Origin of the sequence: uncultured Aliiroseovarius sp., assembly GCF_947497285.1 — a bacterium.
Lineage (GTDB): Bacteria > Pseudomonadota > Alphaproteobacteria > Rhodobacterales > Rhodobacteraceae > Aliiroseovarius.
Genome location: NZ_CANMFT010000006.1, coordinates 23,431 through 38,963, shown reverse-complemented (window position 1 = coordinate 38,963; position 15,533 = coordinate 23,431). Strand labels below are relative to the sequence as shown.

15 protein-coding genes are annotated in these 15,533 nt (G+C 57.4%); 4 read left to right on the top strand and 11 right to left on the bottom strand.

The window, feature by feature from the left end; all coding sequences use genetic code 11:
* Positions 1-88 precede the first annotated feature (88 nt).
* The 3 genes from Q0864_RS11565 to Q0864_RS11555 all read right to left on the bottom strand — a co-directional run bounded on the left by Q0864_RS11565 (position 89) and on the right by Q0864_RS11555 (position 5,166).
* Entirely contained in the window at positions 89-2,311 is a 2,223-nt protein-coding gene (locus Q0864_RS11565) for a choice-of-anchor F family protein (RefSeq protein WP_298569605.1), read from the bottom strand.
* Positions 2,312-2,648: 337 nt separating this feature from the next.
* Positions 2,649-3,305, bottom strand: a complete 657-nt coding sequence (locus Q0864_RS11560; protein WP_298569602.1) for a DUF2202 domain-containing protein — start codon at positions 3,303-3,305, stop codon at positions 2,649-2,651.
* Between the two features lie 958 nt (positions 3,306-4,263).
* On the bottom strand, positions 4,264-5,166 hold the full coding sequence (locus Q0864_RS11555; RefSeq protein ID WP_298569599.1) for a LysR substrate-binding domain-containing protein: 903 nt from the start codon (positions 5,164-5,166) through the stop codon (positions 4,264-4,266).
* Between the two features lie 183 nt (positions 5,167-5,349).
* Between Q0864_RS11555 and ugpB the strand changes: the two genes are divergently transcribed.
* The 4 genes from ugpB to ugpC are packed head-to-tail and all read left to right on the top strand — an operon-like array spanning position 5,350 to position 9,518.
* Complete coding sequence (gene ugpB, locus Q0864_RS11550; protein WP_298569597.1) at positions 5,350-6,663, top strand: sn-glycerol-3-phosphate ABC transporter substrate-binding protein UgpB; 1,314 nt, start codon at positions 5,350-5,352, stop codon at positions 6,661-6,663.
* 57 nt (positions 6,664-6,720) lie between these two features.
* Positions 6,721-7,602 (top strand): sn-glycerol-3-phosphate ABC transporter permease UgpA, encoded by an 882-nt coding sequence (gene ugpA / locus Q0864_RS11545; RefSeq protein WP_248365584.1) that lies wholly within the window; start codon positions 6,721-6,723, stop codon positions 7,600-7,602.
* A 20-nt stretch (positions 7,603-7,622) separates the two neighbouring features.
* Complete coding sequence (gene ugpE, locus Q0864_RS11540; protein ID WP_298570470.1) at positions 7,623-8,459, top strand: sn-glycerol-3-phosphate ABC transporter permease UgpE; 837 nt, start codon at positions 7,623-7,625, stop codon at positions 8,457-8,459.
* A gap of 3 nt (positions 8,460-8,462) precedes the next feature.
* Entirely contained in the window at positions 8,463-9,518 is a 1,056-nt protein-coding gene (gene ugpC, locus Q0864_RS11535; protein WP_298569589.1) for a sn-glycerol-3-phosphate ABC transporter ATP-binding protein UgpC, read from the top strand.
* 15 nt (positions 9,519-9,533) lie between these two features.
* On the opposite strand, the gene Q0864_RS11530 is transcribed toward ugpC, so the two are convergent.
* The 8 genes from Q0864_RS11530 to Q0864_RS11495 form a co-directional block, all read right to left on the bottom strand.
* Positions 9,534-9,926: a CBS domain-containing protein gene (locus Q0864_RS11530; RefSeq protein WP_298569586.1), complete on the bottom strand. Its 393-nt coding sequence runs from the start codon at positions 9,924-9,926 to the stop codon at positions 9,534-9,536.
* Entirely contained in the window at positions 9,923-10,276 is a 354-nt protein-coding gene (locus Q0864_RS11525; RefSeq protein ID WP_298569583.1) for a P-II family nitrogen regulator, read from the bottom strand. Before Q0864_RS11525 ends, Q0864_RS11530 begins: the two co-directional genes overlap by 4 nt.
* Positions 10,273-11,055, bottom strand: a complete 783-nt coding sequence (locus tag Q0864_RS11520; RefSeq protein WP_298569581.1) for a DUF1538 domain-containing protein — start codon at positions 11,053-11,055, stop codon at positions 10,273-10,275. The genes Q0864_RS11525 and Q0864_RS11520 overlap by 4 nt, the downstream gene beginning before the upstream one ends.
* Positions 11,052-11,795 carry a DUF1538 domain-containing protein gene (locus Q0864_RS11515; RefSeq protein WP_298569578.1) on the bottom strand — a complete coding sequence of 248 codons (744 nt, stop codon included), beginning with the start codon at positions 11,793-11,795 and terminating at the stop codon, positions 11,052-11,054. Before Q0864_RS11515 ends, Q0864_RS11520 begins: the two co-directional genes overlap by 4 nt.
* A 155-nt stretch (positions 11,796-11,950) precedes the next feature.
* Positions 11,951-12,940: an ABC transporter substrate-binding protein gene (locus Q0864_RS11510; RefSeq protein ID WP_298569573.1), complete on the bottom strand. Its 990-nt coding sequence runs from the start codon at positions 12,938-12,940 to the stop codon at positions 11,951-11,953.
* Positions 12,941-12,980: 40 nt separating this feature from the next.
* A complete protein-coding gene (locus tag Q0864_RS11505) occupies positions 12,981-13,826 on the bottom strand; it encodes an ABC transporter permease (protein ID WP_298569570.1) in 846 nt (281 codons plus the stop codon).
* Positions 13,823-14,758, bottom strand: a complete 936-nt coding sequence (locus Q0864_RS11500; RefSeq protein WP_298569568.1) for an ABC transporter permease subunit — start codon at positions 14,756-14,758, stop codon at positions 13,823-13,825. The genes Q0864_RS11505 and Q0864_RS11500 overlap by 4 nt, the downstream gene beginning before the upstream one ends.
* A complete protein-coding gene (locus tag Q0864_RS11495; protein ID WP_298569565.1) occupies positions 14,751-15,533 on the bottom strand; it encodes an ABC transporter ATP-binding protein in 783 nt (260 codons plus the stop codon). The genes Q0864_RS11500 and Q0864_RS11495 overlap by 8 nt, the downstream gene beginning before the upstream one ends.

Sequence of the window (15,533 nt, the reverse complement as noted above, 5' to 3'; positions counted from 1 at the left end):
TTGGTGTCTGATTTTGGCGGAGGCCAAATGGAGATGGAAAAACGGCGCCCAATTGGACGCCGCATTCTGTCTTTTGTGTCACAGAGACTTAGAAAACCATCTGCAAGCCAGCGCTCAAACCGTGGCTTTCATAAGTGTCGCTGAACGAGCCTGAGTAACCGCCGTGAAGAACGGTCTGTGACCCGTTTGAACGCGACAGCTCGGTTGAAATGCCAACGCTCACGTCCACCCAGCCTTCATCAAAGCCATCAACCGGGATAGGGTTGCCATTCAGGCCGACGAACCCGTTCTCAACAACATAGTCCCTGCCCGAGCTTTTTGTGAATGCGATGCTACCCGTCAGCTTCGTGTTGCCGCGATTGCTAGGCAAGTCATAGGCGCCGCGCACCCCGACCGACGCCAGGAACACGTCACTGGACTGATCGCCAACTGTCAGATTCCAAGGCCCAGCCCCGGTTTCATCGTAGGCATCGACATTTAGTCCATAGTATTCAAGCGCCATGGTCGGACCGAAGGAAAGCGCACCTTTTTGGACCATGTAATCACCGCGCACTGCCGCGAAGATTTGCGATCCATCCGTGCTTCCGGTTGCCGTTTGCCCCATCACATTGCGTGTCGAGTCATAGGACAAGCCTTGGTAGCCGATGATGCCCTGCAAGTTGCCGGACTTGCCAAAAGTCGTGCGTCCGAACGCAGCGAGCGACACGCCCGTTGCCTCAACCGAACCGCGATCAAAGAAAGCGTCGGCAGTCCCTTTGGACCACCCCAGCATGAGGCCAACTGAGCTATCGTTGTTCACAGTCTTTTCTACGCCGACGCTGACATTGGCAAAGTCGAGGTCGTAGCCAACGCTATTCAATGAATTGTCGTATTGCGTGCGCGTGCCCGAGATCGACATGATGGCGTTCAGATCACTTCCCATTTGCCATTTGCTTGCATCGCCGCGCGTTGACACAGATTCGTCTGCACCAGACGCAGGGCCGGATGCGTTGTTGAAAGCACCTACTTGACTGCGCGAGAATTCGAACCCAAGGCTAGAGAATGCAGGCATGAAGCTGAAGCCGATACGCTCCAACTGATCAGCGCGCTGGACTGCGTCCATTGCTAGCAGGCTATCGATCGCTGCGCTGTATATCGCAGCATTGCCAAGGTCAAGGTAAGGCACGTTCGCAGCACCATCCAGATGACCGGCGACTGAGAATTGATAGGGTGTCTGTGCCTGTTGAACGATCGGTTCAAACGTTGGCACCAAGCGCAATGTAACCTGATTTCCATCGACATCACCAAGATCAATGATGAAGTTGAGGTTCAGGTTGCGAAGATCCTCGATCACGTCGACCGAGAAAATGCTGTCGGCTTCCATTTTAGCCAAGATGTCGGCGGGGATTTCCCCTCCGCTGGTGTAACCCAATTGTGCGACGGTTACGCCAAGACTCTTAGCAAGCTCGGCCACACGCTCGTCTTGTGACAAGACACCGGGATCAGGTGTATCGGTGCCGAGAGTGCCATAAAGCCACTTGCCTTCCCCGGTGTTGTACCACGCAATCAACACACCTTCGTCTGATTCAAGCGGCGTGCCGGTTGCATCCCAGAAATACCCATCGGGCACCATGCTGTTGTCCAGAAGCGCATCGCCAAAATACATGCTGTGGGCCGCATTGGTCAGATCGGTCAAGGCAAGCGTTGGGTTTGTCAGCGTGCTGGTCATCGTCGCTTTGGTGTCGTCGAAGAAGCCAGTACCTGCACCTTCGTTACCACCGTTTCCGAACAAGCCGTCCGGTAGGTTGAATTTACTAATATAGTCCGTGTCGAATAGGGCCGCGACTGCCGGATCGCTCGGATCCATCAGAACGAAATCTTCGCCGCTCCCAGTGCCCAATTGAATATCCATCCCGGTTATGCGGGCACCACTAAGGTTCGAGGTTTTACCGTATAGGAAATACTCAGTAATCCCGCTGCTGGCACGGGTGCTGAACAGCATGTCCATGCCACCTTGACCGGTCAGTCTGGTTTTGATGCGCTTGCCTGATCCACGTTCAGAGGTGCAAGTCACGTCTGGGTTGCTTGCCATCAGGCAGTTTTCAATGCCGCTTGGGCTGCTGGTGTTCGGGTAGTCCGCGTTCACGTCGCCTGTTACGGCCTGAACACCCGGTTCGACCACGCCCTCTTCGGTGTCAACGTAAACGTATCCGTCACCGAAGACCTCTTGCAGAGCAATGTCTTCGAACGTACCCGCGTTCAACGGCCCGTTCAGCACGACCATTAGAGCTGCCGGTGCTACGGTCGCATATCTTGCAAATCTGTTGCGCATTTCGTTCCCCTTCAGATGTCTTTCCCTCACACCCTGTAGAACTGAGCAAAAAACTAACCCATACATCAGAGTGATAATGGTGTTCTAATCACATTCGAATATCTTAATTTGACTTCGATCAAGCGGAGTAGACGGCAGGATTGACCGGCGTTCAATTGTGTTAACTTGTTGCCAATTTAACACAATCTGAGCGTGTTTTGTTGGGGGAGTCAAAGCAGCCGGGCCCGCCAAAGTGGGAGCCAATGCGCAGGTTGCCTAGCCCGCATTTGTCTGAGGGCCAGGCAGTTGTTACTGAAAGTCAGGTTTTGCCGACAAGGCTCAGTGAACCCACGGCAGACTACCTGCGGCCTTTTCCATTGCCGTTACCTTTGCCTTTGCCTTTGCGCTGCCCTTTTCTGTCGCCCCTCTGAGCGCCCGCGCCTTTGCTTGCGGCTGACCCATCGCCTTGGCGTTGCGAGAATTTGCGTGCGCCTTGGCCACCGGTTGCCGCGGATACTTGGCAGCCGCCGTTGTCACATCTTTCGAAGGCAGGCAGGTGATTGCTTTCAGATGCTCTTTTGAGCGACGTGAAAACACGCGTCACATCTTTGTAGCCCGCAACCGCTGGCAGAAGTTTCTGCTCATAAAGCGCGATGTTTGCGATCTCGGCGGAAATGCCTCCCTCGTACGCCTCTTCCAAAGAAGACGGCAGCGACGCCATCGGAAGACTACCATCGAGATAACCGTTTTCGGGAACTTCAACACCGTATTTTGTCAAAAGGCGGATCAACCGATCCGCGTGCTTTTCTTCAGCCGCCATGATTTTGGTAAAGGGCGTGTTCGCCCCGTATTCATCGATCAAAGCACTATAGAACGCTTGCGCGTGATATTCGTCGTTCAAGGCCTCAAGAAGCGCGGCTTCTGCTTCTGCGGTCAAAGTGCTGATGCCCGCCTCAAGTGGGGCCGCCAGACATGCAGTGAAAATAGCTGCACTCAATACACCTGCTTTAAACATTTCGTTTCTTCTCCTTGGGTTGCGCGCGTCACTCATGCAAACATCATAAGAATCGAATGTGTGCATATTGTGAACGCGAACTGCGACATGCAGACGCAGCGATTGTACGATCTAGGACAGCCACGCTCGCCTACCACTGTGCATCGTTGAAATTCTTGGACCGGAGTTCCCACCTACTGGCGAAATGTTTGGTCCCAGAGTTACCGTTCAACACTCAGTCAACAGTCTGGTCGAAATCCCTGATCAAGAAGCAAACAAAGCGATCATTCGGTGGTGAATTTGCCGATGCTTAAAGATTGGGAAAGCTATCTAGGCCACGCACTTTCAAACAGCTTGAAAATGATCCAGGATGACACTTTCAATCATCCAACAATGAAGCAGATCCAAGAGACATTCGCCGACGGTCCACCAATCAACGCAGCATATCTCCGAGCCGTGATGGTTGAAGTCCTAAGGGGGGATCAGGAATAGATTATTTGAGGAGGTATTCCTGCGTGGAATAGCTATTGGAATACCGAAAATATGGGAAGGTTGTAGACCCAAAGATCGAAAACCCTTGCAGAGACCAGGTCTTGACCGTCATCCGGCCAAAGTTTGAAGGTTTTGCAGTTGGTTTGGCATTGTCAGAAGCGCAGCACGCTGGTGGTCGAAGGGTAGGCCGTGATAAGTCAAATTTCCTTGAAACCCAGTGTTCGGATTCTTTGATATGGTATTGAATGTGGTGCTCTGTTGATTCTGAAACTGTAAAGCTAATTTAAAACAATGCTTTGACTTCAAGGATGCGGCGGACGCCTCCTCCGCCAGCGCGCCGCTGGTTGCTTTTACTCAAGCATAGGGCGTCAAGTGCGATTGGCGTTACGTCTGAAAACCGGCTCACTATTCTACAAATCAATCAGGCAGCGGGGCCAAGGGCCCTGGCCTGTTCTCTAATCGTCCACCCAGTTGGCAGACGGGCAGCTTAGTCTTGCCGGAAGGGCTCAAGGCTTTTGGTGAACAGCTCGATAAATTCCAGGGTGATCATGGAAGGCTGTTTCAGGATTGGGCGCACAAGTGAAAGCCGATGCGGCACACGGGGTGAAAAGGGTCGAAACTCAAGCCCCTTGCCCAGATATTTTGCAGCGTCAACTTCGCTGACGACGGATACGCCAACCCCGGCACAGACCAATTCACAGGCGGCGGTGAATTGGCGCGATTCCACGATCGAGTTGATCTGTGTATTGGCTTTCAGGAAGGCTTCGTTGAGGTCGCGGAAAAACTGGCTGTCGCGGCGCGTGTGAATAAGGCTTTCTTCTGCCAGATCAATAGGCTCGACAACCTTCTTGGCAGCAAGGGGGTGACCCGTGGGGAAGATGCAAACGGTTCTGATGTCGATCTGTTCGCTTTCAACCGCCGGGTGGCCTTCGAACCCATCGGTTATGCCGAAATCATATTGCTCCCCAACCATCCATTCCAGAATGCGTTCGGGCCGGTCGGGTTCGATGGTAACGCTGACGCCGGGACGATCGCGCAACAAGGCCGCCACCACAGCGGGAAGATGGCTGGTCGCAAAGCCCGGCAAACAGGCAATGCTGATATGCCCCGCCTTCTTTTCGGTGATGTTGTGGCTTGCTTCTGAGATCTGGACCATCATGTCCAAGACCCGGCGAATGTCGGGCAAAAGCAGGCGCACCTCTTGGGTTGGTACCAATCGCCCACCGCGTCGGTCAAAAAGCGAAAAGCCAAGGACGTCACCCAGATCGGACAAAAGGCGGCTGACTGCGGGCTGGCTGATCCCCAGTTCTTGTGCGCCACGCGTCATCGAACCGTGACGGGTGACAGCGATCAGGGCTTCAAGCTGCCGCAGTCGTAACGGCTGTTTCATCCGGCGCTCCTTTTGCTCACCGCGTCTGTTTATACTATAATGCAGTGTTATGAAACTGCTGCAGTAAATGCTCTTGCATTATGCTGACCGGGATGCAACGCTTCAAAAAGACACGGTTCAGGGTGACTTGCCCTGCGTGCGCAGACTGACAACTGCACCGCTGCTGGTGCAAGGGAGGATGAAGTGAAGAAATTCGTGATCGGCGCAATTGCCGCTGCAACCACTGCGATGTCCCCGATCGGGGCCATGGCGCAAACTGAAATCCAATTCTGGCACGCCTTTACAGGTCGTCTGGGAGAGCTTGTGGCCGCACAGGTGGACCAGTTCAACGGCAGTCAAAGCGACTACACCGTCGTTGCCAGCCACAAGGGCAACTATTCGGAAACCCTGAACGCCGGGATCGCGGCGTTTCGTGCGGGCGAACAACCCCATGTTCTGATGGTGTTCGAAGTTGGCACCGCCACGATGATGGCGGCGGGCGGTGCGATCAAGCCCGTCTATGAGGTGATGGCCGAAAGCGGTGCCGCGTTCGATTCTGACGCCTACATCGGCGCTGTCAAAGGCTATTACACCACCACAGACGGCCAGATGCTGTCCTTGCCCTTCAACTCCTCCACGCCCGTTCTGTGGGTGAACCGTGACGCGATGGAGGCCGCCGGGGTGGACCCGGACACTGACCTGTCCACATGGCAGAACGTGGACGCGGTGCTTGAGCAGTTGAAGGCTGGCGGCGAGGACTGCCCGCTGGTCACGGCTTGGCAAAGCTGGATCCATCTAGAGAACTTCTCGGCCTATCACGACGTGCCGTTTGCCACGAAAGACAACGGCTTTGCCGGTCTGGACACCGAACTTGCGCTGAACGGCGAAGCGCAGGTGGCGCATCTGACGAAGATGGGCGAATGGGCCAAGGATGGCGAGTTCATCTATACTGGCCGACGCAACGAAGGCGGTGCGAACTTCCGTGCGGGTGAATGCGCGCTGTTCACCGAAAGCTCGGCAGGTTACGCAGGCATCAAAGCCGAGGCAGAATTTGCCTTCGACGTGCGCCCGCTACCTTATTGGGAAGGTGTGGGTAACGCGCCGCAAAACACCATCATCGGGGGCGCGTCCCTTTGGGTGATGCAGGGTCACGAGGCCGAGGAATACAAGGGCGTGGGTGAATTCCTGTCCTTCCTGTCTTCGACCCCGGTTCAGGCGCAATGGCATCAGGACACCGGCTATCTGCCGATCACGGTCGCCGCGGGTGACGCCACCAAGGAAGCTGGGTTCTACGACGAAAACCCAGGCACTGATGTGGCTGTGATCCAGATGACCGCCAAAGAGCCGACCGCCAATTCCAAGGGCCTTCGTCTGGGATCGTTCGACCAGATCCGCGGTATCATCGATGAAGAGCTGGAAGGCATCTGGGCGGGTGACAAGACCGCGCAAGAGGCCATGGACAGCGCCAAGGAACGCGGCGATGCGCTTCTGCGCCGGTTCGAGCAAGCCAACAAGTAAGTCACGCATCAAGAAGGCGGGCCCCACCGGCCCGTCTTACCTATTTCGAGGGCTCACATGGAAAAACGTGTCACCTTCCGGGGCTGGCTATTGCCGCTGTGCCTGATTGCGCCACAGGTCATAATCTCGGCGGTGTTTTTCTTTTATCCGGCGGGGCAGGCGATCTGGCAGTCGCTGTTCATTCCCGACCCGTTCGGGCTGTCGATGCAATATGTGGGCTTGGGCAATTTCGAATATCTGCTGTCGGACAAGTTCTATCGCGCGTCCTTCGTGACGACGGGAGTATTCTCGATCCTCGTCACGCTTGTCTCGATGATCCCGGCGCTGTTTCTGGCGGTGATGGCGGATCGTCTGATCAAGGGGGCGGGCGTCTACCGCACGCTGCTGATCTGGCCCTATGCCGTCGCGCCTGCTGTGGCCGGTGTACTGTGGCTGTTCATGTTCAACACCCGCGTCGGCGTGGTGTCGTGGTATCTGGGGAATTTGGGGTATGACTGGAACCATGTGCTGAATGGCAACGAGGCGATGGGGCTGGTCGTTGTCGCCTCGGCCTGGGGGCGGATCAGCTATAACTTCCTGTTTTTCTTTGCCGCCCTGCAAGCGGTGCCCCGGTCGGTGATCGAGGCTGCCGCGATCGACGGCGCGCGCTTCTGGCGGCGCTTCTTCACCATCGTCTTGCCACTTCTGTCGCCCACCACGTTTTTTCTGCTGGTGGTCAACGTGGTCTATTCCTTCTTTGAAACCTTCGGCGTGATCCACACCATCACCTCGGGCGGGCCGCAACAATCCACCACGATCCTTGTCTATAAGGTGTTTGCGGACGGGTTTGTCGGGCAGGATCTAGGCTCATCCTCGGCGCAGTCGGTGATCCTTCTGATCGTGGTCGGCCTGTTGACCGTCCTCCAGTTCAAGTTTGTTGAGAAAAGGGTGCATTACTGATGGCCCGCGAAATACATGGCATGGTCGAAAAACGCGGGGCAGGGCTTTGGCTGACCCATGTTTTGATGATCCTGGGCGTGTTGGTCATCTTTTTCCCGATCTGGCTGGCGTTTGTGGCCTCGACCGTCACGCAGCCGGAAATCGTGCGTCCGCCGATGCCGCTTTGGCCCGGTGATCAGTTCTTTGAAAACTACAAGGCGGCGCTGTTTTCCGGCGTCAACGTGCCGGTGGCGACGATGTTGTTCAACTCGCTGGTGATGGCGATTGGGATTGCCGTGGGCAAGATCATCATCTCGCTTCTGTCCGCCTTCGCCATCGTCTATTTCCGCTTTCCGGGGCGGACGTTCTTTTTCTGGATGATCTTCCTGACTCTGATGCTGCCGGTTGAGGTGCGGATCGTGCCGACATACGAGGTCGTCGCGGGCTTCGGGATGCTCAACAGCTATTCCGGGCTGATCTTCCCGCTGATCGCCTCGGCCACCGCGACCTTCCTGTTTCGCCAGTTTTTCCTGACCATCCCCGATGAACTGGCCGAGGCCGCGCGCGTCGACGGCGCCCGCCCGATGCGGTTCTTTTGGGACATCGTCGTGCCGATGAGCCGGACGAACGTGGCCGCCCTGTTCGTGATCCTGTTCATCTATGGCTGGAACCAATACCTCTGGCCGCTTCTGATCACCACGGACCCTGAAATGAATACCATCGTCATGGGCATCAAGCAGATGTTCCCGTCGGGCGATGATGTGGCGGATTGGCCGGTGATCATGGCGACGTCGATCCTTGCGATGATCCCACCGGTGATCGTCGTGGTGTCGATGCAGAAACTGTTCATCCGTGGCCTAGTAGATAGCGAGAAATAATTCATGGCGACTGTCACGCTGAAAGATATCAAGAAAAGCTTTGGCCCCGTGGACGTGATCCACGGCATCAGCGCGGAAATAGAAGATGGCGAGTTCATCGTGATCGTCGGCCCATCAGGCTGTGGCAAGTCCACACTGTTGCGTATGGTGGCAGGGCTGGAAACCGTGACCTCGGGCGAGGTGCTGATCGGCGGTGAACGTGCCAACGAGAAAGAGCCGATGGACCGCGACATCGCCATGGTGTTTCAGAACTACGCGCTCTATCCGCATATGTCTGTGGCGCAGAATATGGGCTACGGGCTGAAGATCGCAGGGCTGCCCAAGGATGAGATTGCCCGCAAGGTGCGCGAGGCGGCAGAATTGTTGCAGCTTGAGGCGTTGCTGGATCGCCGCCCCAAGCAACTGTCCGGTGGTCAGCGCCAGCGCGTCGCCATGGGCCGCGCCATTGTGCGCGAACCGGCGGTGTTCCTGTTTGACGAACCGCTGTCGAACCTCGACGCCAAGCTGCGCGTTCAGATGCGGTTGGAGATCAAGGAGTTGCAATCCAAGCTGGGCATCACCGCGCTATACGTGACCCATGATCAGGTCGAGGCGATGACGATGGCCGACCGCATGATCGTCATGAATGCTGGTGTGGCAGAACAGATCGGCACGCCCCTTGAGGTCTATGAAACGCCCCGAACACTCTTTGCTGCGCAGTTCATCGGCAGCCCTGCGATGAACATTTTGGATGCCAAGGTGCAAGGCGGAAAAGTGCGATTGGGGCAAGCCCTCGTCAGCAACACGTCCGCGCCCGATGGCCCGGTCAAGCTGGGCATTCGACCCGAACATGTCGTGCCAGATGAGAACGGGCCGCTTTCTCTGACAGTGCATCTGGCAGAGCCCCTGGGCGCCAATACGCTGCTGCATGGTCGCTTGGATGGCGACGGGATCTTGTTCACGGCAAGCCTGCCGGGCGTTCATCATGCGCGTGACGCCGGACATGTTCTTAAACTGTCGGTCGACCCCGAGCATGCCCACCTGTTCGACCCCGCGACGCATCTGAGGTTGATCCCGTAGGCGCGGCGAGGGGGCTTACATCTCGGCCAAAGTGAGGTCGCGCAGGTTGACTGTGCCGATCAAGTGACCCTCTTCGATCACCAGGGCAAATTCCAGACCAAGGCGCGTCAGAAGGCGGATCGCATAGCGCGCCTGCATGTCGCAAGAGATATGCACCGCTGGCTTTTCCATAACCTCATAGACGCTGACACGCGACGGGTTTCTGTTTGATGCAGTGACCTGACGGGCAATCATGTTGGTGGTGATCAAGCCATATTCGTCGTCAACCGAGCGCTTTTCGATGACCAAGGCGTCATGCGAGGTGTCGCGCATGATCTCCAAAGCATCCGCGACCGTCGCCAGACCATTGATGACGTGCGGCTTTTGGCTGATGGCATCTTTGACCCGTGTCTCTTCCGGCGTGCTCATAGTTCATCCTTCTCCAACGAGGTCTTCAGGGCCTGGACTTGCGTTTCAAGGCCGATGGCGTCTTCGATATCCAGTTGAAACACGACGCCGCGCCCGGGCTCATCCAGAAAACGACCCGCATCGCTGATGGTTTCCAGAATGGTGGTCGCGCGGTGCTCTTCCACCAAAAACAGCGCCATGTCGCGCTGGCCTGCGACGGTCAGGCCAAGGAACGTCTTTTTCTGTTCAAGCCCTTCCCCCCTGACATTGGTGATGACGGTGGACCCGGTTGCCCCGGCCGCACGTGCGGCATCCAGCACTGCATCGGTCAATGCATCCTGCACAAGCGCAATTATCAATTTGAACTTCATTCCGTGTTCTCCGTTTCGTGACGCGGCAGATCAGCACCGCCCCGGCGTCGTTCATTCCATTGCACGATCTGTGCATAGCCCATGACCGTGATCATCGGAAACAGGCTGGCAAGCGCGATCAACCCAAACCCGTCAAGGGCAGCGCTGCGTCCCGGCACGGTCGAAGCAAGCCCAAGCCCAAGGGCGGCGACCAAAGGCACGGTGACGGTGGATGTTGTCACCCCGCCACTGTCATAGGCGAGCGGCACGATGATTTTCGGCGCATAGATGGTTTGCACGATGACAATCGCATACCCGACCATCATGTAAAGATAGAGCGGTGTGCCCGTGACGATCCTGTAGGTGCCGAACACAAGGCTCAGGGCCACGCCCAGAGCCACGGCAAGACGCAGGCCCCATTCCTTGACGGTGCCCCCCGAAACCTCGCGGGCCTTCATGGCGACGGCAATCAAAGAAGGCTCGGCGATGGTGGTCGAGAACCCGATTGCGAAGGCAAAGAGATAAGTCCAGCCATGTGCCGTCCAGTCCGTCGGGTCGCCCAGAAACGCCGGGTCGGTCAATTGGCGTGCCATCGCCTCGCCCAGCGGAAACAGCGCGCGTTCCAGCCCGAACAAAAACAAGCCAAGTCCCAGCACGACATAGACGCCGCCGATCAACACGCTTTTCAGGTGGGGGATCGGTTTGCGCAGCACGCCGGCCTGAAAGATGACCAGCACCAGCGCAATTGGCAGCACATCCTTGATGGTGACGACAATCGTTCCCAAGAGGTCCGCGATCATTTCATGCCCCCCACGATCCCGAACCCCAGAACGAAGACGATGGGCAAGAGGCTGGCAAAAGCGACAAGCCCGAAGCCGTCAATCATCGGGTTGCGTCCGCGAATGACGCTTGCCAGTCCGACCCCAAGCGCCGTCGTCAGCGGAACGGTTACGGTCGAGGTGGTGACCCCGCCGCTGTCATAGGCGATGCCGATGATCTCGGCGGGCGCGAAGGCGGTCAGCACGACCACCAGCAGATAGCCACCGATGATCAGGAAATGGATCGGCCAGCCCAGCAGGATACGAATGACGCCAATGACGAGCGACGACCCAACGGCGGCGGCAACGGTATAGCGCAGCGCGTTGGCATAGCTGGCTTGCGCTGCTGCATCTGCATCAACCGCCCCAATGTCCGCCATCACCCGCGCGGCTTCGCGGCTAACGGCAATCAGGGCGGGTTCGGCGACTGTGGTGCCGAACCCCAGGGCGAAAGCGAACAGCAACAGCCAAACAAGGCTGCCCTTGTTGGCAAAGGAATCTGCCAGTGTTTCGCCCAACGGAAACAAGGCCAGTTCCAACCCGCGCACGAAGATTGCCAGACCGGCCATGACGAACAACAGCCCGACAAGCTTGTCACCCACATCGACCATAGGTTGGCGAAGAACCAGAAACTGGAAGACGGCCACGACACCGACGATAGGGGCCAGATCCCGCGCGGTTCCAAGCGTCAGAATTGCAAGTGATTTGATCTCTTCTAACAATTCGAGCCCGTCGGAAATGCAGGTCGGCCGTCACGAACGTGAACGGCCGGGTGGAAGCTATTGTATCGGTCTGGCCAACTGTAGTGCTTCAATCGCGCGGGCACAATTGCAACATGTCACGGCGCGCCCGAAGGCACGCCGCTTTGTTGGTCGCATCAGTTCAATGCAGCATCGGTGATGGCACTGGTCCATGCACCTTCAGGCTCCATCGTGATGACGGGGTCCGACCCGCCAGCCAGAAGCGTCTGAACCGTCCGCTCGTAAGCGGCCGGGTCAAGTGCACCGTTCGAACCCGCCGTCAGCTTGGCGATCTCGCCCATCATGCGCACCTGATGGTTCTCGGTCTGGGCGCCGGTTTCGTCATACTCAAGAACGATCATGGCGGCATCGGTCGGGTTTTCTTCGGCCCATTTCCAACCCTTCATCGAGGCGCGCACGAAGCGTTCCATCTTGTTGGTAAACGCCTCGTCGCTCAGGTTTTCTTCCATCACGTAAAGGCCGTCTTCCAGCGTCGCGACGCCTTGGTCTTCATACTTGAACGTCACCAGTTCTTCCGGTGTGACACCGGCGTCAATGACCTGCCAGTATTCGTTATAAGTCATGGTCGAAATACAATCGGCCTGACGTTGCACAAGGGGATCGACGTTGAAACCTTGCTTCAACACTTCGACACCTGTTTCGCTTGCACCATCGGTTGCGATACCCAATTTGGACATCCAGCTCATGAACGGAAACTCGTTGCCGAAGAACCAGACACCAAGGGTGCGGTTGGCCAGATCTTCCGGCGCGCTGATACCGACATCGCCCCAGCAGGTCAGCATCATACCGGACGACGCGAACGGCTGCGCGATGTTGACCAGCGGCAGACCCTTTTCGCGTGCGGCCAGTGCGGCAGGCATCCATTCAACGATCACGTCGGCCCCGCCGCCTGCGATCACCTGAGTGGGCGCAATATCCGGTCCACCGGGCAGAATGGTCACGTCCAGATCCTCTTCGGTATAGAACCCTTGGTCCAGCGCGACGTAATAGCCCGCGAACTGCGACTGGGTGACCCATTTGAGTTGCAATTTCACTTCGTCCGCCGCCACAGCGGTGCCCGAGGTGAGCGCCAGGGCAGCAGCCCCGATCACTGAATTGAATTTCATGTCTCTCTCCTTGTTGAACTTCGTTTGTTATTATTATTGCTCAGCCTCGTTGGGACGGGTGCCAGAATGTCACCTTCTTTTCGATCCACGCCACAACACCATAGAACATCGTGCCTGCCAATGCTGCGACGGCAATTTCCGCCCAGACCAGATCAATGGACAGACTGCCGACACCGGTTGAAATGCGAAAGCCCATGCCGCGGGTGGGTGATCCGAAATACTCGGCCACGATTGCGCCGATCAGGGCCAGCGTGGCCCCCACTTTCAGCCCGTTGAAGATAAACGGCATGGCGGCCGGGATGCGCAGTTTCCACAGGGTTTTGAAATATCCCGCGGCGTAGGTTTTCATCAGATCGCGCAGCATGGCGTCGGTTTCGCGCAGGCCTTGCACCGTGTTCACCAGAACGGGAAAGAACACCATGACGACCACCACAGCCGCTTTTGACTGCCAGTCAAACCCGAACCAGCTGACAAGGATCGGGGCGATGCCGACGATGGGCAGGGCGGCCACAAAATTCCCGATGGGCAGAAGCCCGCGCGTCAGGAAGGGGGACCGGTCAATCAAGACCGCCATTACAAAGGCCGCACCCGCACCGATAAAGTAGCCGCTAAGCGCACCTTTCAAAACGGTTTGCTTGAAATCCACCCACAGCAACCCTGTCGAGTTCGCAAACGTGTCCGCGACCGCAGATGGTGCCGGCAGGATTGCGGCTGAGACGTTGAAGCTGTGGACCAAAGCCTCCCACGCGACCAACAGTGTCATGCCGAAGATGATCGGCACCGCATATCGCACAAGCGCCGTGTCGGACCATTTGGACCGGACCATGGTGACATTTGCAGCCCAAGCCGCCAGCCAGAAGACAAGGGCGAAGATCAACCAGTTCATGAGCGCATCCCCATCCTTCGCAGCAGCACATGCTGCGTTCGGTCAAGCAGGGTGACCAGCACACCGGCCAGAATGGCGGCTGCAAACAGCGCCGCCCAGATCGCCAACGGCGTGCCAAACTGATCGCCGATCAGGATGCGCGCGCCAAGACCGCTGATTGCCCCCGTCGGAAGCTCGCCAATGATGGCACCGACAAGAGCGGCCGCAATGCCGATTTTCAGCGACGTGAAAAGGTAGGGCAGCGAAGCTGGCATGCGCAGTTTCAGGAACCGCTGCACGCCGGACGCGCTGTAGGTTTTCAACAGGTCCAACTGCTCTGCGGTGGGCGAGCGAAGGCCTTTGACCATGCCCACCAGCACCGGGAAGAAGCAGAGGTAGGATGAAATCAACGCCTTGGGAAACCCGCGCCCCTCGATCCCGACCTGCGATGACAAGACGATGATCATCGGCGCCAGCGCCACGATGGGGATGGCTTGCGAGATGATGGCCCACGGCATCACCGACATCTCGATCACGCGGGACTGCACGATGGCGATGGCACCAACGATGCCAATTGTGGTGCCCAGAAGGAAGCCCCAGAAGGTGGACTGAAGCGTGATCCATCCGTGATAGATCAGCGACCGTTTCGACCACGTGCGCCCCTTCAGGACCATCGCGCCCGTGGTCTTCCACAGCTCTTCGCCGACTTGCATGGGGGTGGGAAGCCGGGGGCGATCAAGGTCATATCCCGCCGCGATGTGGTCGCGGTTGTTCGACATCAGGGTCAAAATCGGCACATTGCGCCGCTCAACCGCTGACGGGGGCTCAATTTCCGCGCCCGCGCGTGCCGCCTGATCAAGAGCCACGCGAATATTCATCGGCGCGACAGCGAGATACCAGATGACGACGATGGCAGCCAAAACGGTCAGAACGGAAAGCGCGGTCTTAGTCATAGGAATGTCCCGCCCGCAGCCCTTCGCGCACCCGATGTGCGACGTCCAGAAACGCCTGAGTGTCCCGAATGTCCAAGGGACGATCCACCGGTAGTGGGTTCTCGATCACGTCGGATATCCGGCCCGGACGGGGCGACATGACGACGATCTTGGTGGACAGATACACCGCTTCGGGGATCGAGTGGGTGACGAAAGCAATCGTCTTCTGCGTCTTGGCCCACAGCTTCAAAAGCTGCTCGTTCAAGTGGTCGCGCACAATCTCGTCCAGCGCGCCAAAGGGTTCGTCCATCAGCAGAATGTCCGCGTCAAACGCCAGCGCCCGCGCGATCGAGGCGCGTTGTTGCATCCCGCCAGACAGCTGCCACGGGAATTTCTTCTCAAACCCGTCCAGTTCGACCAGTTCGAGAACGCGTTTGATGCGTGCGTCTTGGTCCTCTTTCGAATACCCCATGATTTCAAGCGGCAGGCGAACATTGCGCCCGATGGTGCGCCATGGATACAGCCCTGCGTGCTGAAAGACATAACCATAGGCGCGCGATTTACGCGCCTCGCGTGGCGACACACCATTCACCGTGATCGAGCCACCTGTGGGCTCCTCCAGGTCAGCCATGCAGCGCAGGAACGTTGTCTTGCCACAGCCCGACGGGCCGATGAAGCTGACGAAATCGCCCTTGTTGATATCAAGCGACACGTCCTTGAGCGCATGCACCGGGCCGTCATTGGTTTGGAAGGTCAGCGAGAGGTTCTCGGCCTTTACGATGGTTTCTGTGCTCAC

Bases quoted from the DNA above. Each gene is read 5' to 3' on its own strand.
- Q0864_RS11565 (WP_298569605.1), bottom strand. From the start codon at position 2,311: ATGCGCAACAGATTTGCAAGATATGCGACCGTAGCACCGGCAGCTCTA.
- Q0864_RS11560 (WP_298569602.1), bottom strand. From the start codon at position 3,305: ATGTTTAAAGCAGGTGTATTGAGTGCAGCTATTTTCACTGCATGTCTG.
- Q0864_RS11555 (WP_298569599.1), bottom strand. From the start codon at position 5,166: ATGAAACAGCCGTTACGACTGCGGCAGCTTGAAGCCCTGATCGCTGTC.
- ugpA (WP_248365584.1), top strand. From the start codon at position 6,721: ATGGAAAAACGTGTCACCTTCCGGGGCTGGCTATTGCCGCTGTGCCTG.
- ugpE (WP_298570470.1), top strand. From the start codon at position 7,623: ATGGTCGAAAAACGCGGGGCAGGGCTTTGGCTGACCCATGTTTTGATG.
- ugpC (WP_298569589.1), top strand. From the start codon at position 8,463: ATGGCGACTGTCACGCTGAAAGATATCAAGAAAAGCTTTGGCCCCGTG.
- Q0864_RS11530 (WP_298569586.1), bottom strand. From the start codon at position 9,926: ATGAGCACGCCGGAAGAGACACGGGTCAAAGATGCCATCAGCCAAAAG.
- Q0864_RS11525 (WP_298569583.1), bottom strand. From the start codon at position 10,276: ATGAAGTTCAAATTGATAATTGCGCTTGTGCAGGATGCATTGACCGAT.
- Q0864_RS11520 (WP_298569581.1), bottom strand. From the start codon at position 11,055: ATGATCGCGGACCTCTTGGGAACGATTGTCGTCACCATCAAGGATGTG.
- Q0864_RS11510 (WP_298569573.1), bottom strand. From the start codon at position 12,940: ATGAAATTCAATTCAGTGATCGGGGCTGCTGCCCTGGCGCTCACCTCG.
- Q0864_RS11505 (WP_298569570.1), bottom strand. From the start codon at position 13,826: ATGAACTGGTTGATCTTCGCCCTTGTCTTCTGGCTGGCGGCTTGGGCT.
- Q0864_RS11500 (WP_298569568.1), bottom strand. From the start codon at position 14,758: ATGACTAAGACCGCGCTTTCCGTTCTGACCGTTTTGGCTGCCATCGTC.